30 protein-coding genes and 1 pseudogene are annotated in these 25,898 nt (G+C 64.8%); 14 read left to right on the top strand and 17 right to left on the bottom strand.

Annotated features, from left to right (window positions below; translation table 11 throughout):
- Window positions 1-231 precede the first annotated feature (231 nt).
- Complete coding sequence (locus AC1RCO_RS26580; protein WP_065363703.1) at window positions 232-1,164, top strand: alpha/beta hydrolase; 933 nt, start codon at window positions 232-234, stop codon at window positions 1,162-1,164.
- 131 nt (window positions 1,165-1,295) lie between these two features.
- Here the strand turns inward: AC1RCO_RS26580 and AC1RCO_RS26575 are convergent, their stop codons facing one another.
- Entirely contained in the window at window positions 1,296-1,442 is a 147-nt protein-coding gene (locus tag AC1RCO_RS26575) for an MFS transporter (RefSeq protein WP_145992905.1), read from the bottom strand.
- A gap of 341 nt (window positions 1,443-1,783) precedes the next feature.
- Between AC1RCO_RS26575 and AC1RCO_RS26570 the strand changes: the two genes are divergently transcribed.
- The 3 genes from AC1RCO_RS26570 to AC1RCO_RS26560 all read left to right on the top strand — a co-directional run bounded on the left by AC1RCO_RS26570 (window position 1,784) and on the right by AC1RCO_RS26560 (window position 3,607).
- The gene (locus AC1RCO_RS26570) at window positions 1,784-2,083 is read left to right on the top strand and encodes a barstar family protein (RefSeq protein ID WP_015635147.1); all 300 of its coding nucleotides are present in this window, start codon (window positions 1,784-1,786) and stop codon (window positions 2,081-2,083) included.
- 84 nt (window positions 2,084-2,167) lie between these two features.
- Window positions 2,168-3,019 carry an EcsC family protein gene (locus AC1RCO_RS26565; RefSeq protein WP_093409056.1) on the top strand — a complete coding sequence of 284 codons (852 nt, stop codon included), beginning with the start codon at window positions 2,168-2,170 and terminating at the stop codon, window positions 3,017-3,019.
- A gap of 12 nt (window positions 3,020-3,031) precedes the next feature.
- A complete protein-coding gene (locus AC1RCO_RS26560; RefSeq protein ID WP_492618202.1) occupies window positions 3,032-3,607 on the top strand; it encodes a GNAT family N-acetyltransferase in 576 nt (191 codons plus the stop codon).
- Window positions 3,608-3,641: 34 nt separating this feature from the next.
- Here AC1RCO_RS26560 and AC1RCO_RS26555 read toward each other — a convergent pair whose 3' ends face one another.
- The 3 genes from AC1RCO_RS26555 to AC1RCO_RS26545 are packed head-to-tail and all read right to left on the bottom strand — an operon-like array spanning window position 3,642 to window position 4,818.
- Entirely contained in the window at window positions 3,642-4,076 is a 435-nt protein-coding gene (locus AC1RCO_RS26555; protein ID WP_346624117.1) for a hypothetical protein, read from the bottom strand.
- Between the two features lie 4 nt (window positions 4,077-4,080).
- Window positions 4,081-4,410 carry a cyclic-phosphate processing receiver domain-containing protein gene (locus AC1RCO_RS26550; protein WP_011060685.1) on the bottom strand — a complete coding sequence of 110 codons (330 nt, stop codon included), beginning with the start codon at window positions 4,408-4,410 and terminating at the stop codon, window positions 4,081-4,083.
- A 27-nt stretch (window positions 4,411-4,437) separates the two neighbouring features.
- Entirely contained in the window at window positions 4,438-4,818 is a 381-nt protein-coding gene (locus AC1RCO_RS26545; RefSeq protein WP_041752167.1) for a hypothetical protein, read from the bottom strand.
- 434 nt (window positions 4,819-5,252) lie between these two features.
- Between AC1RCO_RS26545 and AC1RCO_RS26540 the strand changes: the two genes are divergently transcribed.
- From AC1RCO_RS26540 to AC1RCO_RS26530, 3 genes are read left to right on the top strand one after another with little or no spacing between them, the layout of a single operon-like run.
- Complete coding sequence (locus AC1RCO_RS26540) at window positions 5,253-6,041, top strand: hypothetical protein (RefSeq protein ID WP_492618201.1); 789 nt, start codon at window positions 5,253-5,255, stop codon at window positions 6,039-6,041.
- Between the two features lie 26 nt (window positions 6,042-6,067).
- The gene (locus AC1RCO_RS26535; RefSeq protein WP_125063156.1) at window positions 6,068-6,697 is read left to right on the top strand and encodes a DMP19 family protein; all 630 of its coding nucleotides are present in this window, start codon (window positions 6,068-6,070) and stop codon (window positions 6,695-6,697) included.
- Between the two features lie 57 nt (window positions 6,698-6,754).
- On the top strand, window positions 6,755-7,201 hold the full coding sequence (locus AC1RCO_RS26530; RefSeq protein WP_169893659.1) for an NUDIX hydrolase: 447 nt from the start codon (window positions 6,755-6,757) through the stop codon (window positions 7,199-7,201).
- A gap of 58 nt (window positions 7,202-7,259) precedes the next feature.
- On the opposite strand, the gene AC1RCO_RS26525 is transcribed toward AC1RCO_RS26530, so the two are convergent.
- The 3 genes from AC1RCO_RS26525 to AC1RCO_RS26515 all read right to left on the bottom strand — a co-directional run bounded on the left by AC1RCO_RS26525 (window position 7,260) and on the right by AC1RCO_RS26515 (window position 11,301).
- Window positions 7,260-9,731, bottom strand: coding sequence for a TonB-dependent siderophore receptor (locus tag AC1RCO_RS26525; RefSeq protein ID WP_492618200.1), 2,472 nt, complete (start codon window positions 9,729-9,731; stop codon window positions 7,260-7,262).
- 69 nt (window positions 9,732-9,800) lie between these two features.
- Complete coding sequence (locus AC1RCO_RS26520) at window positions 9,801-10,775, bottom strand: FecR family protein (protein WP_072452387.1); 975 nt, start codon at window positions 10,773-10,775, stop codon at window positions 9,801-9,803.
- Window positions 10,768-11,301, bottom strand: coding sequence for an RNA polymerase sigma factor (locus AC1RCO_RS26515; protein ID WP_011060692.1), 534 nt, complete (start codon window positions 11,299-11,301; stop codon window positions 10,768-10,770). The genes AC1RCO_RS26520 and AC1RCO_RS26515 overlap by 8 nt, the downstream gene beginning before the upstream one ends.
- Window positions 11,302-11,603: 302 nt before the next feature.
- On the opposite strand from AC1RCO_RS26515, the gene AC1RCO_RS26510 reads away from it, so the two are divergent.
- Window positions 11,604-12,227, top strand: coding sequence for a cell wall hydrolase (locus tag AC1RCO_RS26510; protein ID WP_373939978.1), 624 nt, complete (start codon window positions 11,604-11,606; stop codon window positions 12,225-12,227).
- Here AC1RCO_RS26510 and AC1RCO_RS26505 read toward each other — a convergent pair.
- Both AC1RCO_RS26505 and AC1RCO_RS26500 read right to left on the bottom strand, forming a co-directional pair.
- Complete coding sequence (locus tag AC1RCO_RS26505; RefSeq protein ID WP_072452385.1) at window positions 12,224-12,589, bottom strand: hypothetical protein; 366 nt, start codon at window positions 12,587-12,589, stop codon at window positions 12,224-12,226. The two genes, AC1RCO_RS26510 and AC1RCO_RS26505, sit on opposite strands and share 4 nt — an antisense overlap.
- Window positions 12,590-12,620: 31 nt before the next feature.
- A complete protein-coding gene (locus AC1RCO_RS26500; protein ID WP_492618199.1) occupies window positions 12,621-13,022 on the bottom strand; it encodes a GFA family protein in 402 nt (133 codons plus the stop codon).
- 117 nt (window positions 13,023-13,139) lie between these two features.
- Between AC1RCO_RS26500 and AC1RCO_RS26495 the strand changes: the two genes are divergently transcribed.
- Window positions 13,140-13,697, top strand: a complete 558-nt coding sequence (locus tag AC1RCO_RS26495; RefSeq protein WP_019094995.1) for a hypothetical protein — start codon at window positions 13,140-13,142, stop codon at window positions 13,695-13,697.
- Window positions 13,698-13,735: 38 nt separating this feature from the next.
- On the top strand, window positions 13,736-14,197 hold the full coding sequence (locus AC1RCO_RS26490) for a methyltransferase family protein (protein WP_053157767.1): 462 nt from the start codon (window positions 13,736-13,738) through the stop codon (window positions 14,195-14,197).
- Between the two features lie 13 nt (window positions 14,198-14,210).
- On the opposite strand, the gene AC1RCO_RS26485 is transcribed toward AC1RCO_RS26490, so the two are convergent.
- On the bottom strand, window positions 14,211-14,648 hold the full coding sequence (locus AC1RCO_RS26485) for a hypothetical protein (protein ID WP_019094994.1): 438 nt from the start codon (window positions 14,646-14,648) through the stop codon (window positions 14,211-14,213).
- Between the two features lie 187 nt (window positions 14,649-14,835).
- Here AC1RCO_RS26485 and AC1RCO_RS26480 point away from each other — a divergent pair, with 187 nt between their 5' ends.
- Complete coding sequence (locus tag AC1RCO_RS26480) at window positions 14,836-15,366, top strand: DUF1993 domain-containing protein (RefSeq protein ID WP_015635162.1); 531 nt, start codon at window positions 14,836-14,838, stop codon at window positions 15,364-15,366.
- Between the two features lie 73 nt (window positions 15,367-15,439).
- Here AC1RCO_RS26480 and yfcF read toward each other — a convergent pair whose 3' ends face one another.
- A complete protein-coding gene (yfcF, locus tag AC1RCO_RS26475; RefSeq protein ID WP_183000426.1) occupies window positions 15,440-16,072 on the bottom strand; it encodes a glutathione transferase in 633 nt (210 codons plus the stop codon).
- 419 nt (window positions 16,073-16,491) lie between these two features.
- On the opposite strand from yfcF, the gene AC1RCO_RS26470 reads away from it, so the two are divergent.
- The gene (locus tag AC1RCO_RS26470; RefSeq protein ID WP_103291250.1) at window positions 16,492-16,821 is read left to right on the top strand and encodes a hypothetical protein; all 330 of its coding nucleotides are present in this window, start codon (window positions 16,492-16,494) and stop codon (window positions 16,819-16,821) included.
- A gap of 212 nt (window positions 16,822-17,033) precedes the next feature.
- Window positions 17,034-19,322, top strand: a complete 2,289-nt coding sequence (metE, locus tag AC1RCO_RS26465; RefSeq protein WP_492618198.1) for a 5-methyltetrahydropteroyltriglutamate--homocysteine S-methyltransferase — start codon at window positions 17,034-17,036, stop codon at window positions 19,320-19,322.
- 413 nt (window positions 19,323-19,735) lie between these two features.
- On the opposite strand, the gene AC1RCO_RS26460 is transcribed toward metE, so the two are convergent.
- Window positions 19,736-20,632: a DMT family transporter gene (locus AC1RCO_RS26460; protein ID WP_492618197.1), complete on the bottom strand. Its 897-nt coding sequence runs from the start codon at window positions 20,630-20,632 to the stop codon at window positions 19,736-19,738.
- A gap of 108 nt (window positions 20,633-20,740) precedes the next feature.
- Between AC1RCO_RS26460 and AC1RCO_RS26455 the strand changes: the two genes are divergently transcribed.
- Window positions 20,741-22,075 carry an aminotransferase-like domain-containing protein gene (locus AC1RCO_RS26455; protein WP_053157773.1) on the top strand — a complete coding sequence of 445 codons (1,335 nt, stop codon included), beginning with the start codon at window positions 20,741-20,743 and terminating at the stop codon, window positions 22,073-22,075.
- 11 nt (window positions 22,076-22,086) lie between these two features.
- Here AC1RCO_RS26455 and AC1RCO_RS26450 read toward each other — a convergent pair whose 3' ends face one another.
- The 5 genes and pseudogenes from AC1RCO_RS26450 to AC1RCO_RS26430 form a co-directional block, all read right to left on the bottom strand.
- On the bottom strand, window positions 22,087-22,950 hold the full coding sequence (locus tag AC1RCO_RS26450) for a methyl-accepting chemotaxis protein (RefSeq protein WP_370059491.1): 864 nt from the start codon (window positions 22,948-22,950) through the stop codon (window positions 22,087-22,089).
- Window positions 22,945-23,700, bottom strand: a pseudogene (locus AC1RCO_RS26445) (MCP four helix bundle domain-containing protein); the annotation flags it as partial. The pseudogene AC1RCO_RS26445 and the gene AC1RCO_RS26450, both read right to left, overlap by 6 nt.
- Before the next feature lie 261 nt (window positions 23,701-23,961).
- On the bottom strand, window positions 23,962-24,843 hold the full coding sequence (locus AC1RCO_RS26440; protein WP_401023561.1) for an alpha/beta fold hydrolase: 882 nt from the start codon (window positions 24,841-24,843) through the stop codon (window positions 23,962-23,964).
- Window positions 24,844-24,930: 87 nt separating this feature from the next.
- Entirely contained in the window at window positions 24,931-25,452 is a 522-nt protein-coding gene (locus AC1RCO_RS26435; protein WP_015635171.1) for an alpha-ketoglutarate-dependent dioxygenase AlkB family protein, read from the bottom strand.
- A gap of 53 nt (window positions 25,453-25,505) precedes the next feature.
- The gene (locus AC1RCO_RS26430) at window positions 25,506-25,823 is read right to left on the bottom strand and encodes a hypothetical protein (protein WP_053157779.1); all 318 of its coding nucleotides are present in this window, start codon (window positions 25,821-25,823) and stop codon (window positions 25,506-25,508) included.
- Between the last annotated feature and the right edge of the window lie 75 nt (window positions 25,824-25,898).

Here is a 25,898-nt window from a genome sequence, read left to right as displayed (position 1 = left end):
CCTTTGGGGTGGGCCGGCAGAATCCGCAAAACAGGCAAACTTGCCGTCAGAATAGGCAAGGTTTCGCCGCGAGCCATTTCTATACTGGTGCCCGACGACGCAGCAGCCCCAAGGCCTGCCGTGTCCCGGGCGCTTTCGGTAACGCCCGACTCCGCACTCCCGCACACGGGAGCGAGCGGTCCGCCTATCGATCCAGACGAGCCTGCCCAGGGCGGCTCAAGGAGTACGGTCATGAGCAACAGCATCGAACACGTCAGCTTCCCCAACTTCGGCTGGGACAACGCCGCGGACATCTATCTGCCGGCGGATTTCGACCCGGGCAAGCGCTACCCGGCGATCGTCAGCACCCATCCCATCGGCAGTTGCAAGGAGCAGACCTCCGGCAACATCTACGCCGCCGGGCTGGCCCGGGCCGGGTTTGTGGTCATCGCCTTCGACGCCAGTTTCCAGGGCGCCAGCGGCGGCCAGCCACGCTTTATCGAAGACCCGGCCACTCGCGTGTCGGACATCCGTTTCGCCATCGACTACCTGGTGACCCTGCCTTATGTCGACCCCGAGCGCATCGGTGCCATCGGTGTCTGTGGTGGCGGTGGCTACACCATCCAGGCGGCAATGACCGACTACCGGATCAAGGCCCTGGCCTCCATTACCGGGGTCAACTTCGGCCGCCTGATCCGCGAAGGTTTCAGCAACTTCGATCCGGTCAGCGCCTTGCACGCCATGGCGAAGCAGCGCACCGCCGAGGCCCGGGGCGAGGCGCGTCATGTGATCGACTACCTGCCAGCATCGGTAGCCGAGGCGCAGCAGAACGGCATCAGCGACATCGACGTACTGGAAGCCACCGAGTACTACAAGACCGCCCGGGGCCAGCAGCCAAACGGCGCCACCAGCGGTCTGTTTTCCTTCAATAGCGCGGCCTTTGGCTGGGATGCCTTCCTGCAGGCCGAGGTGCTGCTGACCCAGCCACTGATGGTAGTGGTCGGCGACAAGCCCGGCGGCTTCGGTGCCTACCGCGACGGCCTGGAAATCCATGGCCGCGCGGCCTCCCGGGACAAGCATCTGGTGGTCGCTGAAGGCGGGTCCCACTACGACCTGTACGACCGCGCCGAAACGGTGGCGCTGGCCATGGCGCAATTGGTGCCGTTCTTCCAGCAGCACCTGTAAGGGGAGAGGCAGCCGCCGCTGTCGCCTGGCCGGCGACGGCGGCTTTGTCGCGCCCGGGCGCCAAACCGCTCCCCCGGCAGGCCGCCGGTGAGCAGCAGGCTGGCGAAGCTCAGGGGGTAGGCATTGATGACTCATTGCAGGGCCGTGATGCCGGCATCCCGGTCCCGGGCGATGGATTCCAGGGCGACATTGACGATCGAGGTGTCGAGGATCACCACCCCATAGCTCCGGCAGGGGGCGATCAGTACCTGGCGTCGCAGGCGGTGCTTGAGGTCCATGGGGGCGTATTTCCTTTGCTGCAGTGCGGTGCGACTATACGAACCTTTTTGCACACAATGCTTCGGGCTGGATCGAAGTGTGCGGCGAAACCTTCGCCGAGCCGGTGCGGGGGGCATGCTCATCATCCTGTCCGATGGCAGCTCGCTGTCCGCCAGTGCCCTGGCCGAAGCGGCGGGGATGTCACCGCAGACCGCCAGTTCGCATCGGCCAAGCTGCTGGAGAGCTTTTCAAGCTGGGCTGGGAGCAGTTGCAGCGCCAGCTGGGTGTCCAGCCGCTGGCCTGAAGCCCTTGTGGCCAGCCAGCGAAAGCCCCTTCAAGCCATCACCCCAAGGAATGACGAATGAGCCGCCTGCCCCTGCAACACATCGACCTGAGCCAGGTGACGAGCACCGCTGAACTGCACCTGGTGCTGCGCGATGCCCTGGGTTTTCCCCATTGGTACGGCTGTAACTGGGACGCCTTCTGGGACGCCATTACCGGGCTGGTGGAAATGCCCGAACAGTTGCATATCAGCGGCTTGCCAGCATTGTCCCGGCGCCTGCCCCGGGACGCGCAACTGCTGCTGCAATGCCTGGAGCGGATGAAGGTCCAATACCCGACGCTGGCTGCGGACCTGCTGTTGGAGCCAGCCAAGCCTTAGTCCTGCCTATCGCCGGACGCGCAATTGAGCCACGACGCTGCCAGGCAAGGGTTTATTCTTTCCCGAGGCAGTGAACAGCCACCCATGGAGACGCCTGTGAGCATCAAAGACCATCCCGCGGATTACCAGGACCTCAAGCGCGCCGTTGCCTTGCTGGAGTCGCCTTCACTGACGGCGCGCCTGTCCGGGCTGCTGGGTTCGCCCATCGAAAGTGCGGTCAAGGCGCTGCCGGCGGTGGTGGCGAAAAAGATCAACGGCGCGGTGGTGGCGGCCCTGCACAGCTCCGCCGATGCGGCGCTGTGGAGCCTGGACAACGCGCCCAAAAAACCGGCATCGACCTTGCTGCACAAGATGTACGCGGCCACTTCCGGCGCTGTGGGCGGGGCCTTCGGTTTTGCCGCGCTGTTTGTCGAGTTGCCCATTTCCACCACCATCATGATGCGCTCGGTGGCCGATGTGGCCCGCAGCGAAGGCTTCGATCTGGCGGATTTTGCCACCAAGCAGGCCTGCATCGAAGTGTTCGCCATGGGCGGCAACAGCCAGGCCGACGACGCCACGGAAACCGGCTACTACATCACCCGCAGCTTCACCACCCAGGCCATGCAGCAACTGTCCAAGGAGCTGGCGGCCATTGCCGCCAAGCGCGGTGCCGGGGCGGTGGGCAGCTTGTCGCCGGGGCAGGTGGGCAAGTGGCTGGCACTGCTGATCGAGAAAGTCGCCAGCCGTTACGGCGTGACCATCTCCAGCAAATTCGCGGCCCAGGCGGTGCCGGTGATCGGCGCCTTTACCGGCGCCACCATCAATGCGCTGTTCACCGACTTCTACCAGGACATGGCCCGTGGGCACTTCACCGTCAAGCGCCTGGAGCACAAGTACGGTTTTGAGCAGATCAAGGACGAGTATGCGCAGATCCTGCGCAAGCAGCTGGCAGGCTAGGGCGGTATCCACATGAGCGACTTTCCCGTTATCCGCACCCCGCGCCTGATCCTCAGGGAACTGTGCCCGGCCGATGTCCCGGCATTGTTCGCGATCCACAGCGACGCCGATGCCATGCAGTGGTTCGGCACCGACCCCATCACCGACTACCCGCAGGCCGAGCAACTGCTGGCGCTGTTTGCCAGCTGGCGCAGCCTGCCCAACCCGGGGACGCGCTGGGCCATCGAACGCCACAACCAACCGGGCCTGCTGGGCACCTGCGGCCTGTTCAAATGGAACCGGCAGTGGCGCAGCTGCGCCGTCGGTTTCGAGCTGGGGCGTGCGGCGCAAGGGCAGGGGCTGATGACCGAGGCGCTGGAGGCCATCCTCGACTGGGGCTTTGCCCACATGGCGTTGAATCGGATCGAGGCCCAGGTGCACCCGCAGAACCTGGCGAGCCTCAGGTTGCTGGAGCGGATGGGGTTTATCCGCGAAGGGCTTTCACGGCAGGCGGGTTACTGGCTGGGGGCCCATCATGATCTGGTGCAGTACGGGTTGTTGAGGGCCGACTGGCTCAGTCTGGCGCCGCTCGCCGCAGGTTCTGCGTAGCCCATAGCGCGAATATCAAGCGGGCGCTGGCAGCTCAGCTGTTGCCCGGCGTCGGCGCATCGCTGTCGTCGACGGGCTCCAGGTCGTGGTAGGAGGGGAAGACCTTCCGGTTACTGATCTTCAAGCCTGTCGGTTGCTCGAGCCCGTGGGTTTTACTGGAGTCCCAGGTGCGCCGTTCGCCGCAGTAGGTATGCACCACCTCCGAGTTGTCCCAGAACAGGCGCTCCAGCAGGGCTTCGTACTCGGCCAGCCACGAATCATCGAAGATGTAACTGCCTTTGGGGTAGGTGGCGAAGTGCACCATATGCCCGAAGTAGCAGTGCCCCCGGCTGTTTGGCAGCACGCTGAAAAGCGCTCGGGTGATCTGCGCCCCCGTCACTGGCAGGCTTTGCAGCACCGCACGATTGTGCGCTTCGGCAGCCGGCGAAGGGTCAAAGCAATGGATGTATCCATACAGGTTGCCGCTCATGGGGTCAGTTGCCTGCGTTATGGGTTGATTGGCGGCATCCGTTGTTGCGGGCGAGTCGATCGATCGCTTGCACACCCGCACGCATCTTTTCCACGGCGCTGGCATTGGCCGAGTGGATGTGAATACGCGGCGGATGAAAACCATTGAGGGCCACGGCCTCTTCGATCCACAGGATCACGTCGTAACCGGTGCCGCGCTGATCATCTCCGAGGTCGTGGTCGAGGCTGATGTCCTCGACGCCACCGGCCTTCAGCAGCGCGATCACTTCGTCCGGCCAGTAGGCGCGAACCCAGCCTTGCGGGGTTTGGCGTTCGTCGTCGAGGTAGATTTTCATGGGCCTGTTTACTCTTGCAGATGCAGTTCAAGCATCGGCGTCGTTCGCGATGACATGCAGCACAAGGCTTAGCGAGTCGTCGGTGAGCAGCGGTGGGTGATCCTGATGCCGCTTGTCGATGAAAAAAAGCGCACCCGGCGCTGTTTCAGCGGGCATGGAGAGGCAAGGGTAGAGTCGGTTTTTACTGGCCTCGGCATACTGGATATGAACCTCGCTGTGCTCAATCCAGATCCTGCTCGATTGACCGGAGCAACTCAGGAACAAGGTGCTGAAACTGGATTGCTCCTGCTCCAGCGGCATTGATTGAGACTCGCCGTGCCGGCCTTTGCGAATGGCTCGTGCCATGGCATTGAATGCTTTGGGTGTGCCAAAGAAATGCAGTTCCTGTCCGTTCAGTCTTGCCAGCACGTCAAGTTTCCTTTCGTATCGCATCGGTCAACGCTGGGTCATTGCAACCTGCGCCGGAGCGCTGACAGGACCGCGTCAGCGTGGCAGAGTGGCCTGTCCAGAGGAATGGCGCCGGCTGTTTCAGGTGCCAAGGTGATCGTGCTGGGCACGCCCTGGTCGCAGAGCTGCTGTTGAGCTTGCAACAGGACTCGGCGGCTGCCTGTAAGCCAATGCTTGTTCTGCTCTGACAGCAGTGCAGCGACTTGCGGTGGATGGTCTTTTACGGTGGATGTCTGGATGGATTTTCGCCCAGCTGTATACCCCGATATTGAGCAATAAGCCATTGCCGGGCTCAAGGTTGCATTGTTTCTCCGGCACTGGATTAGTCCGCCGCACTTGTGTAGAAACGCACCTTCCTTCAACCCAGCACCCGTTGCCACCCCAGGTAGAACCCCATGCGGCCCAACGCCGAACTGCGATTGTTTGCACTGCCCCTGTGCGCTGGCCTGATCTACGCCGTGATCAAGGGCCTGATCAAGGGCTGGAATGGCACGGAGCTGTTTTCCGGGTTTCTGTTTGGCAGTGTGATCGCCATGGTCCTGGGCATTCCCCTGTTGCTGTGGACTGAGCGGCGCTGCCCGCAGGCCAGGGCGCGCTACCTGTGGATCAGCCTGATCCTGAGCCTGGTGGCCACGGTGCTGGTGCGTACTTCATGGATGCAGCTGTTGCTGCTGCCGCTGGCGGGCGGGCTGGCCCTGGCTGGCCTGTACAGCCTGCTGAGCCGTGGAATTGATCAGCTGTCGGTGCCGCCCCATGGGCGAGGGCCGGGCTTGCGGCGGCTGCTGGCGGTGCCGCTGTCGGGGGCGCTGACCCTGGGGGGCGTCGCGGTAACCCTCTATCCCAAGGGCGCGGAAAGCCTGCCGGTATTCTTGCTGGGGGCCATGATCGGGGCCTGGATCAGCATGCTGGTCAGTTGGCCGGTGCTGTGGCTGGTGGAGCGCTTTCTCGCCACTGGCTGGCGCTATGTGATCGGCGGTGGCCTCAGTGGCGTGCTGATCTGGCTGCTGTCCGGCGCCCCGGGGCTGTTCGCCGGGTCCCTGAAGGGGGCTTCGGGGCTGGACTACTGGATCCCCTTGCTCAACCGTGGGATCTTTCCGTTCCTGCTGCTGGGGCTGCTGGGCGGTGGGCTGTTCACGGTGCTCCACGGCATCGGCCCGCGCCGCCGTCCGGCCGCTTACGACTGAATTACATTGCCCAAAGGTCCTGCCTGATGAACCTCAGCCCCATCACCCACGTCGCCTTCGAGGATGAAATGCTCTGCCTGAGTTGGGCCGACGGCTTGCGGCTGCGCCAGCCCCTGAGCCGTTACAGCCGGCTGCGGGAGGCCACGCCCGAGCAGCGGGCGGATTTTGCCATCGCACATCGGGGCTGGTCCGTGTCCTGGCCGCACCTGGGCGAGCCGGTGCTCAGTCTCAACGCCATCGACTGGATCTGGGAATGCCTGTGCGATGAGTCCATGGCTCGCCTGAAGGCCCTGGACTGGCAACTGCAGCAACTGCCGGCGGACGACCAGGCCATCGTCGCGCTGTGGCGGCTGGAGGCGGACGGCTACAACGGCGGCTTCCTGCAGTTCTTCTGCAACTGGGGGCAGCAGACCTGCGAGCTGGCGCTCAGCACCCTGGCCGCGATCGGCGCGCGCAACACTCGGGCCCTGGTCAGCCGCCAGCGCCAACTGATCGCGCACCTGGAAGACCACCCGCAACTGGAGCAACTGTGGGACATTCCCGGGCTGCTGAGCGACGAGGAACATGAGCTGATCAGTGGCGAACTGGACGAGCAACTGTGGTCGGCGATGGAGGAGGTCCCGGCCTTGGCGGTGAAGCATTTTTACGTTGGCTGAGGGTCCTGGCGCCGTGTTCTAATGCCGCGCCTCGTCTCGGCAAATGGACTTCACCCCATGTCTGAACCCCGCATCCGCGCGCTCGCGCTGTGCATCTTCCATCACCAGGGCAAGATCCTGGTCAATCAGTTCTTTGATGCCGACAAGCAACAGATGCTGTTCCGCCCCCTGGGTGGCGGCATCGACTTTGGCGAGCACAGTGCCCAGGCAATCGTTCGGGAAATACAGGAAGAGCTGGGGCTGTCGATCAACAGCCTGCGCCTGATCGGCACCCTGGAAAGCCTGTTCACCTATGCCGGCAAGCCCGGCCATGAGTTCGTCCAGGTCTACGACGCCCGCTTCGACGATCCGAGTGTCTACCAGCGTGCCCAGCTCGATGCCCGGGAAAGCGATGGCGCGCCCTTCGTGGCCCGCTGGCAGGGCAGCGCCAGCTTCACCGAGCAGACGCCGCTGGTTCCCGCGGGCTTGGCGGACCTGCTCAAGCAGGCGGGCCTGCTTGGCTGACGGGCACTGATGCTGCTTGGTGCCCTGCCGGGCGGGGTGGCCCGGCAGGGCCGTCGGCTCAGAAGTCCCAGCGGGTGCTGAGCATGAAGTTGCGGGGTTCGCCGTAGGCCGCCGAATTATAGAAACCAACGTTGGTGTAGTAGGACTTGTCGAAGATGTTGTTGACGTTGAGGGTCGCCGACAGGTTCTGGGTGATCTGGTAGCGGGTCATCAGGTCCACCAGCCAGTAGGCCTCCTGGGAAATGTCTTCGTTGATCTTGCGCGGTGCGTTGTAGACCGAATACCAGCCCTCGCTCTGCCAGCGCAGGCCGCCACCGACGGTCAGCTTGTCCAGGTCGCCCTTGAGCTTGTAGCTGGTGTAGAGGTTGACCTGGTCCTGCGGCTCGAAGGTGGAGATCTTGTCGCCCTCGTCATCACGCACGATCTTGTGGGTGTAGCCGGCCTGCACTTGCCAGCCCGGGCTCAGTTCGCCGGAAATCTCCAGTTCGTAGCCCTTGGTCACGGCCTTGGCGCCCTTGAACGCGTAGTTGTCGGGGGTGGGCGACTGGTTGTTGTAGGCATCGTCCGGCACCGAGCGGTTGGTCTCGTGCACTTCGAAGTAGGCCAGGCTGCTGTTCAGGCGGCCTTCGAAGAACTCGCCCTTGAGCCCCAGCTCGTAGTTCTGGCCTTCGTCCGGGTTGAGCAGCTTGCTGTCCTTGTCCTTGTTCCAGCTTTCCTGGGGCATGAAGATATCGGTGTAGCTGGCGTAGACCGAGAAGTGGTCGTCGAGGTCGTAGACCGCGCCGACGTAGGGCACGAAGCGTCCGCTTTCCTTGTAGGACGGGGTCAGGCCGGTGAGGTGATAGTTGACCACGCGCCCGCCCAGAAACAGGTTCAGGTCGTCCATCAGGTTGAGGCGGGTGGTCATGTAGGTGCCGGTCTGGCGCACGGTGTCGTCGGTGCGCTGGGCCGGCAGCCCCCAGATGGGCCGTTCGATCTTGCCGTGCCAGTTGTAGAAGTCCACCACGTTACCCTTGCCCCCGGGGAAGTCCGGGGACCAGTAGCCCTTGCCGGTCCAGCGCGAGTTGGCGATGGAGCCGCCCAGCACCAGTTCATGCTCGCGGCCGAATAGACTGAAGGGGCCGCTCAGGTACAGGTCAGCGGAATCGCTGGTGGTGTCGCCGGTGTACTTCTGTGCGTTGACCTTGGCCGTGCCATCGGTCTGCGGTTCGTCGAACTGGATCGAGCCGAGTTCGGCGTGGTAGCTGTTGATCTTGTGGTCCAGTTGCAGCTTGGTGACCCAGCCATCCCCCAGGTCGTGTTCGAGCATGGCAAAAGCGGTGCGGGTGTATTGCTCCCAGCCGCTCCAGGTCGCGCCGTTGTTGTAGGAGCGCGACATGCTGTTGTGCCCGCCGGTGGCGTTGATCAACGGGAAGGTGCCGGACCAGCTGGAGCCCTTGGGGATGTTGTCCTGGTAGTCGCCGCCCACGGTCAGCAGGGTGTCGGGGGACAGGTCGAATTCGAGGATGCCGTAGTAGGTCGAGGTCTTGCGCGAATAGTGGTCGAGGAACGACTGCTTGTCCTGGTAGGCCGCCACTGCGCGGCCGCGAACATTGCCGGTTTCGGTCAGCGGCCCGCTGACGTCCAGTTCGCTGCGGTAGTTGTCCCAGGAGCCCATGCCCAGGGAGGCGTGGCCCTGGAACTGGGCGGTGGGCTTCTTGCGCACCAGGTTGATGGTGGCCCCCAGGGAGCCGGCGCCGGTCAGCAGGCCGGTGGCACCCTTGAGCACTTCCACCCGGTCGTAGATGGCCATGTCGCTGAGGGTGTTGCCAGCCGAATAGGCGACGTTGCGCACGGTGGAGGGAATACCGTCGTACTGGAAGTTGTTGATCGAGAAACCGCGGGCGTAGTAGTTGGTGCGGTCGGTATCGTAGGCCGAGACGGTGATGCCCGGCGTATGGCGCATCACGTCGTCGACGTTGTTGAGGCCGAAATCTTCCATGTGCTGCCGGGTGACCACGGTGATCGACTGCGGGGTCTGCCGCGGGGTCAGCACCATGCGGGTCGCCGTGGCGATGGTGCCTGGGGTGTAGGAGCCGCTGCCTTCGGTGACGGTGCCCAACTGGTTGCTGACGATCTGGGTGGCCTCCAGCTCCACGGCCTGGCTGCTCTGGGGCAGGCGGGTCAGCAGCACCGCGTTGGCGCCGTTGCGTTCAAAACCCAGGCCGGTGCCGGCCAGCAGCTTGCCCAGTGCCTGTTCCGCGCTCATGCGCCCGCTGACCTCCGCCGACTCGATCCCCTGGGCCAGTGCCGCGGAGTAGGCGATCTGCAAACCGCTCTGGGTACTCAGTTGGTCCAGGGCATTGGCCAGGGACTGGCGGGCGATGGCAAAACTGTAGGTGGCGGTTGCCTGGTTGTCGGTAGCGGTGGTGGGCTCGACCGCCATCACGGGGTTGCAGGCCAGGCAGATGGCCAGTGCGAGGATGCTGCGGGCCGGGGTGAGTGTTGGAAGGTGCATGGAAGTCCCGTACGAAATAGGAATGATTTGCATAAGCAAACACCCTGACGGGTTGGCCTCGGCAAAGCCGTAAAACTTTTTTCAGCCCCCCCGGGCAGTGTTTCAGCGCAGTACCAGGATGCCGCCCGGCAGGCGGGTGAGCTCGGTGGCGGTGACTTTGCTCAGGGCCCGGACAATGGCCTGCGGGTCATCGAGCTGGTAGTTGCCGCTGACTTTCTGCTGCGCCGCGTCGGCGTTGAACAGCAGGATCGGTGCGCGATGGTACCGCCGCAGCTCCTGCAGAACCTGGGCCAGGGGTGCGTTCTGGAAGGACAGGCGGCCGTTGATCCAGGCCAGTTGCCGTTCGCTGCCCTCGGGGTTCAGGGGCAGCAACCGGTGGCCCTGCAACTGTTGCCAGTTGCCGGCTTGCAGCAGGCTCTGCTGGCCGTTTTCGTCGGCCAGGCGTACCCGGCCTTCGCGTACGGCCACGGTCACCCCGTCGGCCTGGCGGCTGACGCTGAAGCGGGTGCCGACCACGGTCACCGTGGCGCTGCCGGCCTCGATGGTCAGCGGCCGGGACGGGTCGTGGAAGGCCTCGACATAGAGCTCGCCGCGCAGCAGCTGGATGCGCCGTCGGGCGTTGCTGAAGTCGCTGCTGATGGCGCTGCCGCTGCCCAGCACGATGTGCGAACCATCGGCCAGGTCGAAGCGCTGGAGCTCGCCGACCGCGCTCAGGTGATCGGCCTGCAGGCGCAGCGGCAGGTCGCCGAACCAGCCGGCACCGAGCATCACCAGCACCGTGGCCGCGGCGGCCAGCCAGCGAGTGCGGTGGCGTTTTCTGCGCGGCGTGGCGGGGGCCGGGGCGGCCGGCAGGTCCAGGCCCAGTGCCAGTTGTTCCAGGGCCTGTTCGAAGGCGCTGGCCTGCCACAGGTCTTCCAGGGCGCGGTAGGCCTCGGCGTGCTGCGCATGGCTGTTGCGCCACTGTTCAAAGCGCTGGCGCAGCGGCAGGTTGTGGGTCATGGCCTCACGCTGGGTGAACCAGTAGCTCGCCTGCTCGCGAATGGCGTCGCCGGGAAGGGCGCTGAGGTGTTCAGTCATCGGGGTTCTGCCGGTCGGTGGCTTTGATGCAGGCATTGAGTGCATGGCGCAGGTCCTTTTCCACCGTGCTCAGGGAAACCTGCAAGCGCTGGGCAATCTGGCTTTGCGAAAGATCGTGCAGTTTATGCAAAACCAGGATTTGTTGCTGGCGCTTGGGCAGGGTGGCCAGTACCTGTTGCAGCAAGTGCAACTGCTGCTGGCCCTGGACATGGCTTTCCGGCCCGGGGGCAGCGGTGGGCACTTCGCTGAGCTGGCTGGCGTCGGTGGGCTGGTACTCGAAGCGGCGTTTGCTGCGCTGGCTGCGCAGGTGATCGAAGGCCAGGTACTGGGCGGTCTGATAGAGGAACGGCTGCAAGTGCTCGATGGGGCGGGCGTTGAGCGCCTTGGCCACCCGCAGGTAGGTCTCCTGGGCCAGGTCCTCGGCCAGGTTGGCGCACCCCACCACCCGCGCAAGCATGCGGATCAGCCCCCCGCGCTGTGCAATGAACAGCGCGCTGAGTTGTTGCTGGTCGTCTCCGGTTTCCATCGCCCACTGCTCCCACTACCTGATACGGCTCAGCGTGAATGGCTGGGCATTCTAATGAGAATTCTTATCATTACCAGCGAATTTCCACGGAAGCCTTGTCCTGGGCTTTGTGCAGGGCTTGCGGCACCAGGGAATGATTCGCGCGGCCCATGGTCGATTCAACATGGCCCCCGGTGACCCGTTCGCTCCCCCTCGACGCGCCATCGTGCCGGCCATGCTGTAACCGGTTGCGCCGCTCTGCCGCGAGGTACGTTCAGGGGCGGCGCTGGCAGGGGGTAAAGGTTTTTCGGGAAGGATCGATCATGCGCTGGATTGTCAGGACCCTGTGTTTTGCCTTGTTGTTGCCCGCAGCCCAGCTCTGGGCCGCCGACCCGCAGCCGGCGGTCCAGGCCGCTACCCAGGACAAGGCCCAGGCGCTGGAGCAGAAAGCCGCGGACAAGGAGAGCCCGAAGGCCGAGCCCCAGGCCGCACCCATCACCAAGACCGAAGTGCAGGCCGTGGACCCGGCAGGCCAGGCCCCGGTGGACGACGCCATCACGTGCCTGTCGCGGACCATCTACTGGGAAGCCAAGGGCGGTGAAAGCGCCGATATGGAGGCCGTGGCCAATGTGGTTCTGAACCGCCTGGGCCATGAGGGTTTTCCCGGGACGGTGTGCGAAGTGGTCAAGCAGGGTTCGGAAAAAAGCCCCTGCCAGTTCTCCTGGTGGTGCGATGGCCGGCCCGACCAGGTGGAAGAAGAGGGCCGCTATACCATCGCCAAGGAAATTGCCCGCAAGGCGCTGAACCAGCAGCTCAAGGACCGTACCGGCGGCGCTCTGTTCTTTCACGACCGCAGTGTTTCGCCGGACTGGTCCCGGGCCTATATCAAGACCACCGAGATCGGCAGCTTCAGCTTCTACAAACCCAAGGACGTCGCGGCGCGCTAGTGGCGTGGGTTTGAGTCGTGGGTACGGACCTGGTCGTCCTGGCGCAGCCAGCGTTTGCCGAGGGTGGTCAGCCGATGGCGGATGGGCTGGCTGAACATTTTTTGCGAGACCTGGTGCAGCAGGCTTTCGCACAGCTCGCGATCCAGCGGGAAGCCGGCTTCCAGCCATGCCACAGCACAGTGCTCCCAGTGTTCGGAGCCGGACCCCAGGGCGCTCAGCAGCAACTGGCGCAGGCACAGCGGTTCACCCGGCGGGGGCTCTATCCTGAGCCCGGCGAGGGCGCCAGGCAGGTCGGCCGCGACCGATTCGTAGGGGCGTTCAAGCAACGGCAGGAGCCAGACGTAGCTGAAGTGCCGGGTCATGACAGGGGCATTCCTCTGGGTGCGGCGTGGCTTATTGCACTTGGTCGAACTGATCGGTGATTGCATACCAGTCGGCCTTCATGGCCACGCAGTAATGCTGTTGCCTGGGGGCTGCGAAGGGCGTGTCCAGGGTGGCAATGGCGATGGAAATCCACTGGTGATATTCGCCCTGGGTGTCCTGCCAGAATAACGAAGAGCCGCAGTGGCAGCAGAACTGGCGCAGCACGCCAGGGGAGGATTCGTACACCTTGAGCGCCGATCTCTGGTCGCGGATTTCCAGATTCGCACGCGGCGTACTGGCGTAGGAAGCAAAGGCCGCGCCGTGGCCCTTCTGGCACTTGTGGCAATAGCAGTGGGTGACGGCTTTCAGCGCGCCGCACACTTGGTAAGTCACCGCGCCGCACAGGCAACTGCCTTGATGCTGGTTTTGCATGGTCAGGGTTTCCGAAGTTTCAGGGCCAGCATTGCCGCGAGTGGGTGAACCCTTTATAAAACGCCGGCTGCTGATCGCAGCAGCTGCCCAGGAACCCGACCCGCAAGGAGCGACATAGTGAGTCAATCGCCTCACCCCCTCAACACCTGCATAGGGCGCGTGCGCCTGCCGGGTCTCGCCGGCCTGCTGCTGGCGCTGGCCGGCTGCGGCGCCCTGACCGATGTGCGGTCCTTTTCCACGCCCTATTCCACGCCGCCGGGTGGCGAAACCGTGCGCCTGCGGGTGATCAGCGACGGCATGGTGCGCGGTGTGCCCAGGTCCGACTGCGTGGATTTCCGCCTGCCCGGTGCCGGGGTCGTGGTGGCTGCCCGGGACGGCTACGCCAACCGTAACGGTGAAAGCCTGGGCATGGCGGCGCCGCAGACTCCCGCAGTGCCCGGTACCCGGACCGAAGTGCTGGTGCCGGCCGGGCAGCCCATGGCGTTCCACTACCTGGGCAACCAGTGCTACAACCTGTTCAGCTTCGTGCCCAAGGCAGGCATGGACTACCAGCTGGAAGCCTCGGGGATGTACAAGTGCGCGGTGATGCTCAAGCAGGCGCCGCTTGGCTCGAAGGAATATGCTGCGGCCCCGTTGAAAGACAGCAAGCTGTGCCGGGTGACGGACAACCTGTAACGCCCCGGACCTGAACCCGGGCAGAGGAGAGAGGCACCATGCAGGCCTTGGAAAACCGCATTCCACCCCCCCTTGTCGCGGTCCTGTTCGCCGTGTTGATGGGGCTGTTCGCGCGCGGGTTGCCGGGCCTGGATCCGGGCTTGGGCACACGCCTGTTGCTGGCGCTGCCGCTGGTGATGGCCGGGCTGCTGTTTGTCCTGGCCGGAGGGCTTGCCTTTCGCCGGGCCAAGACCACGGTCAACCCGCTGAAGCCCGCCAGCGCCTCGGCCCTGGTCACCTCGGGGATCTACCAGTACACACGCAACCCGATGTATGTCGGCTTTGCCCTGTGGCTGCTGGCCTGGGGGCTGTACCTGGCCTCGCCCCTGGTGCTGCTCGGCGTGCTGGGGTTCGTCCTGTACATGAACCGCTTTCAGATCTACCCCGAAGAACGGGCGCTCGGGCAATTGTTCGGGGCTGATTTTGCGGCGTATCGCCAGCGTGTGCGGCGCTGGCTTTAGGCGGTACGGCTGTTCAAGCCGCCACTTGCGCCTGCAGTTGCAACTGGCCATCCACTTCGCGGGTCAGGCCGCTGGCGACGAACAGCGGTACCAGCAATTTGTGCAGTTGGGGGTCGACGAATTCCTTGACCGTTGCCAGGTCCAGATCGCCGCTCGCCGGCAGTTCGGCCTTGGTGAAGGACAGCCAGGCTTTCTTCAGGGCCTGCAGCACATCGCTGCCGGCGGTGGAGGCGAAGCGCCGGTTGGCCACCCGGCCGGCGAAGTTGAAGGTGTGCTGGTAGTCGTAGCCGCTCTCGTCACCCTGGCTGGCGACGCAGCGACCACAGGAGCAGGGGCCATCGGCGAAGGCCGCGCGCAGGTAGCTGTTGAAATCGACGATGGGCTTGAGGGCCAGGCGCTTGTCGACTTCGAACAGGTCCCCGGTCATTTTTGCTTCACTGCTCAAGGTCATTTTCCTCACTGTCAGGCGGTGTATTTCTCAAGGGGCGCACCATACCAGCCGGATCGGCCCAGGGGTACTTTTCTGGCGTTGTCCGCGGCTTGAGAGAGGGGGGACATCTGCTAGGATCCATCGGCTTTTATGGCGGGGCGACGGGCAGCACCCAGCCCCTGTGTCTTGATCTCATCGAGGAACACCCATGTCGATCTACACCCTCACCGTTCCCTGTTTTGCCCAGATGCTGCGCGCCCTGGAGGGCTTTCTCGCCAAGGGCGAAGAGCAGGCCCGGGAGCGGGGGTTCGAACCCCAGGTGCTGTTGCAGTCGCGGCTGGCACCGGACATGTATGACCTGGCGGCCCAGGTGCGTTTTGCCTGCACCCAGGCCCGGGAAGCGGTACAGCGCCTGAGCGGGCAGCCTGTGACTGCATTGCAGGCGCCGGCCGGTATGGCCGAGGCCAGGGCACTGATCGAAGACACCCTGGCGTTCCTGGCGGCGGCGGACCGCGAGCTGATCGACAGCAGTGGCCAGCGGGCCATCGCCATCGAGCTGCACAACGGTATTGCCTTCGACATGAACGGCGAGGAGTTCGCGCGCAACTGGGCGACGCCGCAGTTCTATTTCCACCTGGTCACGGCCTACAACATCCTGCGGCACAACGGTGTGCCCCTGGGCAAGGCCGATTATGCCCAGCACATGTTCGCCTACCTGCGCCAACCGCAAGAAGCCTAGCCGCGCCAGCCGCAGACTCCCCAGCCAGCGTCAGGTCAACGGCCGATGGCCGCATCACCCGGCGCTCCAGGTCCTACAGCGCCGGCCGCGGCAACTGCACCCATTCCTGCACTGCCGGCCGTTGCCACTGGCGCCGGGCATAGTCCACCAGGTTCGCCGGCACCGGGTCACCGTTGAGGATCAGCCGGTTGAGCATCAGCGCCAGGTCGACATCGGCGATCGACCACTGGCCGCACAGGAAGTCGCGGCCATCCGCCAATAGCTCCTGCGCGGCCTCCACCAGGGTGTTAGCCGCCGCTTGGGCCTGGGGCGACAGCGGTTCGCCCTTGCAGCCGTAGAACACCACCAGGGTCGTGCGCTCCTGGCGGATCGGCAGCAGATCGCTGCGCAGCCAGGCCTGGACCTGGCGGGCCTTGGCACGCTGGCGCAGGTCCTGGGGATAGACCGGGTTGTGTGGGAACAGCTGTTCCAGGTATTCAGCGATGGCCGAGGATTCGGACAGGGCAAAATCCTCCAGCACCAGGGTCGGCACGCGCTGGGTCAGGGACAGGCGGGTGTAGGCTGGTGCGCGGTTCTGCGCGGCGTCCAGATCCAGGGGCAGCAGGTCGAAGTCGATACCCTTTTCCCGCAGCACCACGAACACGGACAGGGCATAGGGGCTGGTGAACTGGGCATCGACGTACAGGCGCGGGCGGGAAGCGGTCACGGCGGTCTCTCCAAGGGGGGAGCGCCCACGCTAGGAGATCCTGGTCGATAAATAAAATGCAGGTTTTTTATCCGTGCATTCCTCGTAGGAATACTGGCGTTTCGGCCTCCGTGCGCGATGCAGCCTTGGCGATGCGGTTCTGCTATCGCGGGCGGGCGTCGGAGGCGGACCGGGGCGTGCAGCAGTGGCTAGCGTCGGTTATCGAGTCGGCCCACGGTGGGCCTACCCGGGATGCGGAAAAACCCGGCTTCAGCGTGTTGCAGTTGATCGACTGGCGTCAGCGGCTGGTGCGCCTGTGCCGCGCGAGTGGCCAGCATTGGCAGGCACATTGCCTTGATCGAGAAGGCAAAGTACTGGCCCCGGGCAGTCTGAAGTGTCGCCAAAATCACTTTATTTTCAGGTGGTTAGGTGACCGCAAAATGCGCCATGTGTTGATTACGCTGACTTCGTTTGCCCTGTTGGGCGGGGCTTCTGCGGCCCAGGCCCGGGAGCTGGCGGCCAATGACCGGTATGTCTGCAGCTGGGGGGCGGGCACTGCCGCCAGGGCCCAGGAATTGAAGTTGTCCGGGGTGTCGCTGTATGCGGCGCGGCAGAAGATCCAGACCTACAAGTTCAGCAAGGGCTGGATGCGCATGATGGCCCTGGGCATTACCGAGCAGACCTACGACAGCTCCTCGCGGATCAAGCCCGAGGCACTGCGCAAAAGCTTTAACGAGGATTGCCTGAGGTATAAGTTGGCTCGCCGCTGAGGGGGGCGCAGATCTGCACCGGGTCGCAGGCCTGTAGCTGGCCCGGGCGCCCCGGGCAGGAGCCTGAAGGGGGCGCGGCCTCCTGCGGCAGTGTCTGATCTGCCTGTTTGATCATGAATGGAACTTGTGATCATCGCGATTAAAATGAGTTTGTCTCACTAAGTGCCGAGTGCCGACAATGGCTCCCATCAAACACAGGGGAGTTGCATGTCATGGCTTTGGCCCATTCTCTAGGATTTCCGCGCATTGGCCGCGACCGTGAACTGAAGAAAGCGCAAGAGGCGTTCTGGAAGGGCGAACTCGACGAAGCCGGCCTGCGCGCCGTGGGCCGTGATCTGCGCAAGACTCACTGGGAGCTGCAGAAAAACGCCGGTATCGACCTGCTGCCCGTAGGCGATTTCGCCTGGTACGACCAGGTTCTGACCCATTCCCTGATGTTCGGCGTGATTCCCCAGCGTTTCCGTCCGCAGAATGGCCCAGCCACGCTGCAGACCCTGTTCGGCATGGCGCGTGGCGTCAGCGACGGCTGCTGCGGCGGTGCCCACGCCCAGGAAATGACCAAGTGGTTCGACACCAACTACCACTACCTGGTGCCTGAATTCGGCGCCGACCAGCAATTCCAGCTGGGCTGGGAGCAGCTCTTCGAAGAGGTCGAGGAGGCCCGGGCCCTGGGGCACGCCGTCAAGCCGGTGCTGATCGGCCCGCTGACCTACCTGTGGCTGGGCAAGGCCAAGGGCGCCGAGTTCGACAAGCTGGAGCTGTTGGACCGCCTGCTGCCGCTGTACGGCCAGATCTTCCAGCGCCTGGCGGCCCAGGGTGTGGAGTGGGTGCAGATCGACGAGCCGATCCTGGTGCTGGACCTGCCCCAGGATTGGAAAAACGCGTTCGAACGTGCCTACAACCAGATCCAGCGCGAGCCGCTGAAAAAACTCCTGGCGACCTATTTCGGTGGCCTGGAAGAGAATCTGGGCCTGGCCGCGAACCTGCCGGTCGATGGCCTGCACATCGACCTGGTGCGTGCTCCCGAGCAGTACCCGACCATCCTCGATCGCCTGCCGGCCTACAAGGTGCTGTCACTGGGCCTGGTCAATGGGCGTAACGTCTGGCGCTGTGACCTGGAAAAAGCCCTGGCCACGCTGCAGCACGCCCATGAGCGCCTGGGTGAACGCCTGTGGGTGGCGCCTTCCTGCTCGCTGTTGCACAGCCCGGTGGACCTGGACCGTGAAGACCAGCTGGACGCCGAGCTCAAGAGCTGGCTGGCCTTCGCCGTGCAGAAATGCCAGGAAGTGGCGGTACTGGCCCAGGCGGTGAACCAGCCGCAGGCCCAGGCGGTGCTCAAGGCACTGGAGCAGAGCCGCGCCGTACAGGCCAGCCGCGCGGCCTCGCCGCGCATCCACAAACCGGCGGTACAGGCTCGGGTGGCGGCCATCACCCCCAAGGACAGCCAGCGGCGCTCGGCCTTCACCCAGCGTATCGCCAAGCAGCGCGCCGGCCTCGACCTGCCGCTGTTCCCCACCACCACCATCGGTTCGTTTCCGCAGACCGCCTCGATCCGGCTGGCACGCCAGTCGTTCAAGCAGGGCAAGCTGAGCGTGGCCGAATACACCGAAGCCATGCACAGCGAAATCCGCCACGCGGTGCTGGTGCAGGAACGCCTGGGCCTGGACGTGCTGGTGCACGGCGAGGCCGAGCGCAACGACATGGTCGAGTATTTCGCCGAGCAGTTGGACGGCTATGTGTTCACTCGTTTCGGCTGGGTGCAGAGCTACGGTTCCCGGTGCGTCAAGCCGGCGGTGATCTTCGGTGACCTGAGCCGCCCCAAAGCCATGACCGTGGAGTGGATCCGCTACGCCCAGGGCCTGACCGACAAGGTGATGAAGGGCATGCTCACCGGCCCGGTGACCATGCTGATGTGGTCTTTCCCGCGCGAAGATGTGAGCCGCGAAGTGCAGGCCCGGCAACTGGCCCTGGCGATCCGCGACGAAGTGCTGGACCTGGAAGCCGCCGGCATCAGGATCGTGCAGATCGACGAAGCCGCGTTCCGTGAAGGCTTGCCGCTGCGCCGGGCGCAGTGGCAGCACTACCTGGACTGGGCCACCGAAGTGTTCCGCCTGTGCGCCTCTGGCGTGCGTGATGAAACCCAGATCCACACCCATATGTGCTACAGCGAATTCAACGATGTGATCGAGTCCATCGCCGCCATGGATGCGGACGTCATCACCATCGAGACCTCGCGTTCGGACATGGAACTGCTGGACGCCTTCAAAGCCTTCGCCTACCCGAACGAGATCGGCCCGGGCGTCTATGACATCCACTCGCCACGGGTGCCGGATGCCTCGGAAATGGCCAACCTGCTGCGCAAGGCCGCCCAGCGCATTCCTGCCGAGCGCCTGTGGGTCAACCCGGACTGCGGCCTGAAGACCCGCGGCTGGCCGGAAACCGAAGCAGCCCTGGTGCATATGGTCACCGCGGCCCGTCAGTTGCGTAAAGAACTGGCCTGATCGGCCAACCCCGCAACCGGAGCACGTCGGCGTGCTCCGGTTTTCTGCTTCCAGCATGGCATCGGGGGCAAGTGGTGCGAGGGCGAGCAAGCAGGTAGCGGAGGCCGGCGCGGCGCATCTGATCCGTATTTTTCTTGCGCATCTGCGTCTGTTATCAGAGCAGCCATGGTTTGAAAATGGCGCGCCCGGCCGGCTTTACGGCTGGAGACCGGGCCCGCTGCACCGCATACCTACTGTTCAGGAGGCCTGATGACTAAGATGGCGTTTTTCTTGTTTGGATTTTTAGCCTTGACCATCGCGCTCGGTGCGCTCGCGACTATCTCTCCGACCTGACCCCCGAGCCCTTTGCGGCTCTTGCTTCATATCCCCGCGCAATCAGTGGCAGCCCGGCAAGCGCTGCCACTGCCTTGTACTTATTTGGAACACTTTCGTGCCCCGACCACGCAGAGGATCACCGCCACGGTGACCCCGAGCATGCCCAGGCTGACGTGCTCGTGGAGCAGGCCGGCGGCCAGGGCCAGGCCGAAAAAGGGTTGCAGCAACTGCAACTGGCCGACGGCGGCGATCCCGCCCTGGGCCAGCCCGCGGTACCAGAAGACAAAACCGATCAGCATGCTGAACAGCGATACGTAGCCCAGGCTGACCCAGGCCGGCAGGCTGATACCGCTAAAGGAGGCGGGCATGCTGAACAGGGTCAGTGCGGCCATCAGTGGCAGCGACAGCACCAGGGCCCAGGAGATCACCTGCCAGCCGCCCAGGGTGCGCGACAGCTTGGCGCCTTCGGCATAACCCAGGCCGCATACCATCACGGCCAGGAGCATGAGCAGGTCACCCTCGGGCGAAGCCGTGAGGCCCTGGGACAGGGCATAGCCCACCACCAACAGGCTGCCGAGCACCGAGAACAGCCAGAACACAGGGCGCGGCCGCTCGCCGCCGCGCAGCACGCCGAACACCGCGGTGGCCAGGGGCAACAGGCCAAGGAACACAATGGAATGGGCCGAGGTCACGTACTGCAGGGCCAGGGCCGTGAGCAGCGGAAAGCCCAGCACCACGCCCAGGGCAACGATGGTCAGGGGCAGGAGTTGGACGCGGCTCGGACGGCGCTGCTTGAACAGCAGCAGGATGCACAACGCCAGGAGCCCGGCGATGGTGGCCCGGGCCACGGTGAGGAATAGCGGGTCGAACTCCAGCACCGCGACCCGGGTGGCCGGCAGTGAGCCGCTGAAGATCAGCACGCCGATAAAGCCGTTGAGCCAGCCACTGGCGTTTTTTTCCAGGGTTGGGGATTGCAGGGTCGATGTCCGTTCCATTCGGGGAGTGCTCAAGAAGTGGGAGGCCGCAGCGGCGGGGGCTTGTGTCGAGCCCATCCTAGGATTGAAAATCAGCACAATCAAAAAATTGTCATGGATACAGCGCCTATGGCCCGTGCCCGCTACAAACAACTGGTGGACACCTTTGCCGCCGATATCCGTACCGGCATCCTTGCCCCCGGCACCCGCCTGCCCACCCATCGCGAGCTGGCGGCGCGGGAAGGGCTGGCCCTGGTCACTGCATCGCGGGTCTATGCCGAGCTGGAAGCCATGGGCCTGGTCAGCGGTGAAACCGGGCGTGGGACCTATGTCCGGGAAACCGCCTTGCCGCCAGGGCAGGGCGTGGACCAGCCCGCCACGGCACCGGGCACCCTGGACCTGAACTTCAACTACCCGGCGTTGCCCGGCCAGGCCGAACTGCTGCGTAGCGCCTTGCGCCAGTTGGCGGCGACCGGCGACCTGGAAGCCTTGCTGCGCTACCAGCCCCACGCCGGGCGCAGTCATGAGCGGGCCACGGTAGCGCGCTACCTGGCAGGCCATGGGCTGGTGGTGGAGGGCGAGCAGGTGCTGCTGGTCAGCGGCGCCCAGCACGGCCTGTCGACCACCCTGATGGCGTTGCTCAGGCCCGGTGATGTGGTGGCGGTGGATGCCTTGACCTACCCCGGGTTCAAGGTGGTGGCCGAGGCCCACGGGCTGGAACTGCTGGCCATTCCCCTGAGCGAGCAGGGGCCGGACCTGGAGGCCTTCGAGCGCTTGTGCCAACGGCGGCGGGTGCGCGCGGTATACGCCATGCCGACCCTGCACAACCCCATGGGCTGGGTGCTGGACCTGGCCTGGCGCCAGCGCCTGGTGGCGATTGCCCGGGCCCACGGGCTGCTGATCATCGAAGACGCCGCCTACGCCTTCCTGGCCCTGGATCCTCCCGCGCCGCTGGCTGCCCTGGCACCAGAGATCACGGTCTACATCTCGGGGTTCTCGAAGAATGTGGCCACCGGCCTGCGGGTCGGTTATGTGGTGGCGCCGCCGGCCTGGGTGGCGCTGATCGAGCGTGCGATCCGCACCAGCACCTGGAACACCCCGGGGGTGATGACCGCCATGGCCTGTGCCTGGATCGAGGACGGCACGGTGGCGCGCCTGGAGCACCAGAAGCGCGAGGATGCCCAGGCCCGCCAGGCCCTGGCCCGGGAAGCCCTGGCCGGGCTGGCCTATGTCAGCCATCCGAACTCCTACTTCCTCTGGCTGCCCTTGCCCGAGGAAGTCCGGGCCGATCAGGTGGCCATGGCGCTGCTGCGGGAGAAGGTCTCGGTGTCCACCGCCGAGCCCTTTGTCGGCGCCGGCCCGGTGCCCCACGCCATTCGCCTGGCGTTGGGCTCGGTGGCCATGGCCGATCTGGGCGTGGCGCTAGCCAGGGTCCGGCAGGTGATCGGCCGCTACGCCTTCTGAAGCGGCAAGCGTCAAAGCTTGAACTGGGTCACCAGTGCATTGAGGTCCACCGCCAGGCGTGACAGCTCCTGGCTGGCGGCATTGCTCTGGTTGGCCCCGGCCGAGGTCTGGGTCGACAGGTCGCGGATATTGATCAGGTTGCGGTCCACCTCGCGGGCGACCTGGGCCTGTTCCTCGCTGGCGCTGGCGATCACCAGGTTGCGCTCGTTGATGGTGGTGATGGCCTGGGTGATCTGGTCCAGAGCCAGCCCCGAAGCGCGGGCGGCTTCCAGGGTCAGGTGGGCGCGCTCGTTGCTGTTGCGCATGGCACTGACCGCACCTTCGGTGCCTTCCTCGATGGTGTTGATCATGCTTTCGATTTCCTGGGTCGACTGCTGGGTGCGATGGGCCAGGGCCCGCACTTCGTCGGCGACCACGGCGAAGCCGCGTCCGGCGTCCCCGGCCCGCGCGGCCTCGATGGCGGCATTGAGCGCCAGCAGGTTGGTCTGTTCGGCAATCGAGCGGATCACTTCCAGCACCTGGCCGATATTGCGCACGTCCACCGCCAGGTTTTCCACCCGCTGGCAGGTCTGGGTCACGTCTTCGGCCAGTTGGCCGATGGAGTCGACGGTGTGCTGTACCTGCTCGCGGCCGTGATGGGCCGTGCGGTCGGTTTCCTGAGAGGCTTCGGAGGTGCTCACCGCATTGCGCGCCACTTCCTCCACGGCGACGGTCATTTCATTGACCGCGGTAGCCGCCTGTTCCACTTCATTGCTTTGCTGGTGCAGGGTCTGGCTGGAATGCTCGGTGACCGCGTGCAGTTCCTCGGCGGCGGAGGCCAGCTGGTTGGACGAATCGGCGATCCGCTGCAGGGTGCCGCGCAGGCTGGCCTGCATGGTCTGCAGGGCGTGCAGCAGGCGCGCCGGTTCGTCCTTGCCGCTGACTGCGATGCTCTGGCCGAGATCACCGCGGGCGATGGTTTCCGCTACCTCCACGGCCTGGCCCAGGGGGCGCACGATGCTGCGGGTCAGGAACAGGGCCAGGACCACGGTCAGGGCCACCACGACCAGCATGATCAGCAAGACCATGCCCACCGCACCTTTGAACACCTGGTTGCTTTGCGCCGCCGCGGCGATACCGCCCCGGGTGTTGACGTCGATGATGGTCAGCAATTCCTTGAGCATGGCGTCGGCATTGGCCAGGAACGGGCCGCCGTCGACGATGTCGATCGCCGCTTCCTTGTGGCCCTGGCGCATCAGGTCGGTGATCCGGTGCTGGTCCTTGAGGTACAGCGCCTCGGCTTCGACAAAACGCTCGTAGGCGGCGCGTTCGTCGTCGACGTTGATCAGTTTTTCATAGGCCTGCTGTTGCCGATCCTGCTGCTGCTCCAGCTCGCTGAGGCGCGACAGCAAGGCCTGCACGTCACCGCTGTCGCGTACCACCAGCATGCGCAGGGTCAGGGTTCGGATCTGGGTGCTGGTCAGGGCCAGGGCATTGGCGGCAACAATGGATGGCTGCCAGTTCTGGTCGACCTCAAGGGATTGCTGGTTCATGCGTTGCATTTCCAGCAGGGAGAAACCTCCCAGGGCCAGGGCCAGCAGGGCGATCAGGGCGAAGCTGAGCCCTGCGCGGCGGGAAATGTTCATCGTTCTCAAGAGCATGACTGTGTTCCTTGTGGCGGCAAAAAGTACAACCGGCGAGGCGAGTCGCGGTTTGCATCGGTGCGGTGCGCGGTGGGGCCAGGCCCCACGGCACCGTCGGCTTTTTGCACACAAGGCAGGCGGCAGGCGCATCTGATCGGCGCCTTTGTCCAGTGCTTTCCAGGATCGACAGGTTGCACGGCCTGCCTGGAAAACCCGCCAATGATAGCACGGTGACATCTATCGCGAACGCCTGGCCCGCGGCTTTCACCGGCCTTCGGTCTGGAGAAAGCCCTGGATGGAACGGGCGCTGGTGGCCGGGTCGACCTGCATGAAGCAGTGCTGGCCGTCGATCACCTGGGTGCTCAGGTTCCGATTGATGGCCGCCCAGCGCTTGATCGAGCGAGCCACGTAGGGGTAGCTGTCGCGGCCATGGATCACAAGGCTTGGGGTCTTCACCTGGCGCAGCGAGCGCCATAGGCGGCGGGGAAAGGAGCTGTAGATATCCACTTCGCGCTCGGGGGCGCATTTGAGGGCCACGCCTTGTTCGTCGTCCTTCAGGCCGTGTTCGACATAAGCGGCCAGGGCCGCGTCGCTCCAGCCCTTGAAGATGCCCCGGTTGGCCAGCGCGGCCTTGGCGGCGGCGCGGTCCGGCCAACGCCGGCGGCGGGCGGCGGCCTTGCGCGCGAGGCTGTGGCGGCGGTTCAGGCCCAGGGCCGACAGAACGCCCAGGGAGCCGATCATGGAGGGGGTGAAGATCACCGGGTCCAGCATCACCGCCTTGCGAAACAGTTGCGGGCGTTCGGCGACGATCAGGCAGGTGAGCACCCCGCCAAAACTGTGGCCCAGCGCATAGCGCGGTACCTCGCCATAGGCATCGAGCCCGGCTTCGAAGGCCTCGGCTGCCAGTTCCGCGGTACGGTTCCAGCCCAGGAACGGGCCGCCGTGGTCGGTATCGCCGTGGCCCTGGACGTCACTGAGCCACAGGTCGAAGGACTCGGCCAGCAGCGCCAGCATCGGCTGATAGGCCATGGAGCAGAAACCGTTGCCGTGCAGGAAGTGCAGCAGCGGCTTGCCCGAAGGCGCGGAGCGCAGGCCGCGCAGGGTGAAGCCTTCGGGACAGGGGTAGGACCAGGGAAGCAACTGCATGGGGCCTCGGGGCAAACGCTGAATACAGCCGGGCATTGTCGATGGCCCGGCCCTTGAGTCAAGGGCCGATCCTGACCGAGTCCAGCACTAGCCGGTCTTGAGCTGGCGAAACGACAGGCTGATGCGCTCGCCGGCGTCCGGCGCCTTGGGGATCGCGTGCAGCCAGTGTTTCTGCAGTTCGTCCGACATGTGCAGCAGCGACCCGCTGGCCAGGCTGTAGTCGAAGGTGGCGCCGCTTTCCTTGTGGCGAAAGACCATGGCCCGGGCGTGGCCCAGGGAGACGATCACCACCCCGGTGCCTGTCACCAACTGTTCATTGGCGTCGGAATGAAAGCCCATGGAGGATTGGCCGTCGGGGTAGCAGTTGAGCAGGCAGTTGTTGGGGCGAAAGCCCAGCAGTTGCTCGATGGGCCCGCACAGCTGCTCCAGCGCTTCGGGCATCGGCACGGCGGGGTAGGTGATCTGCGAGTAGTCGTAGGGCGCGCCGAAACTGGCGGTCTTGCGCGCACGCATGCGCTCGTCCCACAGCACGGAGTCCTTGAGGTGGTTGAACAGCCGATGCGGGTCGGCGATGAAGTCGGGGAAAAAGTCGATTTCGGGTGGAGTCATGGGAGTACTGCCTGTCGTGAAGGACAGCGCCTGCGGGGGGCAGGGCGTGATCCTTATCGGTCCTTGATGGGTGCCTGGAGTGTGCCGCCTGCCACCGACTGGATAAACTGTGCGGCCTTTTGCCCCAGGTCCGCCTGGGAAGCGCGGATCAGCAGGACCAGGGGCGCCAGGGACAGTGGCTCGATGTCCAGCCGTTGCTGGCTGGAATTGCGCAGTATCAGGGTCAGCTCGGTCCACTGGTCATCGTCGGCGGTCCGGCTGTCGCCATCGGAATCCACATTGCAGCCAGCGCCCCACAGGTGTTCGGCCACCCGGTAGAACGCCGGGCGTGGTCCGGGCTGTTGCAGAAGCAGGGCATGTGGCGAAGGCATGGCGTGGAACTCGGGCGAGGTGGCGTTCCAGGTCGGTAACGGTATCTCGCCGCCGGCGTGCGGCGCAACTGCGAA

The organism is Pseudomonas sp. GW823-FHT03E05, from assembly GCF_058796855.1.
This window is presented reverse-complemented; position numbering and strand designations above follow the sequence as displayed.

What these genes read in the sequence shown, in the direction of transcription:
- AC1RCO_RS26535 (WP_125063156.1), top strand. Translation starts at nt 6,068, where the DNA reads ATGAACCTCAGCCCCATCACCCACGTCGCCTTCGAGGATGAAATGCTC.
- metE (WP_492618198.1), top strand. Translation starts at nt 17,034, where the DNA reads ATGGCTTTGGCCCATTCTCTAGGATTTCCGCGCATTGGCCGCGACCGT.
- AC1RCO_RS26480 (WP_015635162.1), top strand. Translation starts at nt 14,836, where the DNA reads ATGTCGATCTACACCCTCACCGTTCCCTGTTTTGCCCAGATGCTGCGC.
- AC1RCO_RS26580 (WP_065363703.1), top strand. Translation starts at nt 232, where the DNA reads ATGAGCAACAGCATCGAACACGTCAGCTTCCCCAACTTCGGCTGGGAC.
- AC1RCO_RS26520 (WP_072452387.1), bottom strand. Translation starts at nt 10,775, where the DNA reads ATGACTGAACACCTCAGCGCCCTTCCCGGCGACGCCATTCGCGAGCAG.
- AC1RCO_RS26505 (WP_072452385.1), bottom strand. Translation starts at nt 12,589, where the DNA reads ATGACCCGGCACTTCAGCTACGTCTGGCTCCTGCCGTTGCTTGAACGC.
- AC1RCO_RS26500 (WP_492618199.1), bottom strand. Translation starts at nt 13,022, where the DNA reads ATGCAAAACCAGCATCAAGGCAGTTGCCTGTGCGGCGCGGTGACTTAC.
- AC1RCO_RS26570 (WP_015635147.1), top strand. Translation starts at nt 1,784, where the DNA reads ATGAGCCGCCTGCCCCTGCAACACATCGACCTGAGCCAGGTGACGAGC.
- AC1RCO_RS26555 (WP_346624117.1), bottom strand. Translation starts at nt 4,076, where the DNA reads ATGAGCGGCAACCTGTATGGATACATCCATTGCTTTGACCCTTCGCCG.
- AC1RCO_RS26435 (WP_015635171.1), bottom strand. Translation starts at nt 25,452, where the DNA reads ATGACTCCACCCGAAATCGACTTTTTCCCCGACTTCATCGCCGACCCG.
- AC1RCO_RS26440 (WP_401023561.1), bottom strand. Translation starts at nt 24,843, where the DNA reads ATGCAGTTGCTTCCCTGGTCCTACCCCTGTCCCGAAGGCTTCACCCTG.
- AC1RCO_RS26525 (WP_492618200.1), bottom strand. Translation starts at nt 9,731, where the DNA reads ATGCAAATCATTCCTATTTCGTACGGGACTTCCATGCACCTTCCAACA.
- AC1RCO_RS26510 (WP_373939978.1), top strand. Translation starts at nt 11,604, where the DNA reads ATGCGCTGGATTGTCAGGACCCTGTGTTTTGCCTTGTTGTTGCCCGCA.
- AC1RCO_RS26530 (WP_169893659.1), top strand. Translation starts at nt 6,755, where the DNA reads ATGTCTGAACCCCGCATCCGCGCGCTCGCGCTGTGCATCTTCCATCAC.
- AC1RCO_RS26540 (WP_492618201.1), top strand. Translation starts at nt 5,253, where the DNA reads ATGCGGCCCAACGCCGAACTGCGATTGTTTGCACTGCCCCTGTGCGCT.
- AC1RCO_RS26550 (WP_011060685.1), bottom strand. Translation starts at nt 4,410, where the DNA reads ATGAAAATCTACCTCGACGACGAACGCCAAACCCCGCAAGGCTGGGTT.
- AC1RCO_RS26515 (WP_011060692.1), bottom strand. Translation starts at nt 11,301, where the DNA reads ATGGAAACCGGAGACGACCAGCAACAACTCAGCGCGCTGTTCATTGCA.
- AC1RCO_RS26490 (WP_053157767.1), top strand. Translation starts at nt 13,736, where the DNA reads ATGCAGGCCTTGGAAAACCGCATTCCACCCCCCCTTGTCGCGGTCCTG.
- AC1RCO_RS26575 (WP_145992905.1), bottom strand. Translation starts at nt 1,442, where the DNA reads ATGGACCTCAAGCACCGCCTGCGACGCCAGGTACTGATCGCCCCCTGC.
- AC1RCO_RS26560 (WP_492618202.1), top strand. Translation starts at nt 3,032, where the DNA reads ATGAGCGACTTTCCCGTTATCCGCACCCCGCGCCTGATCCTCAGGGAA.
- AC1RCO_RS26565 (WP_093409056.1), top strand. Translation starts at nt 2,168, where the DNA reads ATGGAGACGCCTGTGAGCATCAAAGACCATCCCGCGGATTACCAGGAC.
- AC1RCO_RS26460 (WP_492618197.1), bottom strand. Translation starts at nt 20,632, where the DNA reads ATGGAACGGACATCGACCCTGCAATCCCCAACCCTGGAAAAAAACGCC.
- AC1RCO_RS26455 (WP_053157773.1), top strand. Translation starts at nt 20,741, where the DNA reads ATGGCCCGTGCCCGCTACAAACAACTGGTGGACACCTTTGCCGCCGAT.
- AC1RCO_RS26450 (WP_370059491.1), bottom strand. Translation starts at nt 22,950, where the DNA reads ATGCAGGCCAGCCTGCGCGGCACCCTGCAGCGGATCGCCGATTCGTCC.
- AC1RCO_RS26430 (WP_053157779.1), bottom strand. Translation starts at nt 25,823, where the DNA reads ATGCCTTCGCCACATGCCCTGCTTCTGCAACAGCCCGGACCACGCCCG.
- AC1RCO_RS26485 (WP_019094994.1), bottom strand. Translation starts at nt 14,648, where the DNA reads ATGACCTTGAGCAGTGAAGCAAAAATGACCGGGGACCTGTTCGAAGTC.
- AC1RCO_RS26470 (WP_103291250.1), top strand. Translation starts at nt 16,492, where the DNA reads ATGCGCCATGTGTTGATTACGCTGACTTCGTTTGCCCTGTTGGGCGGG.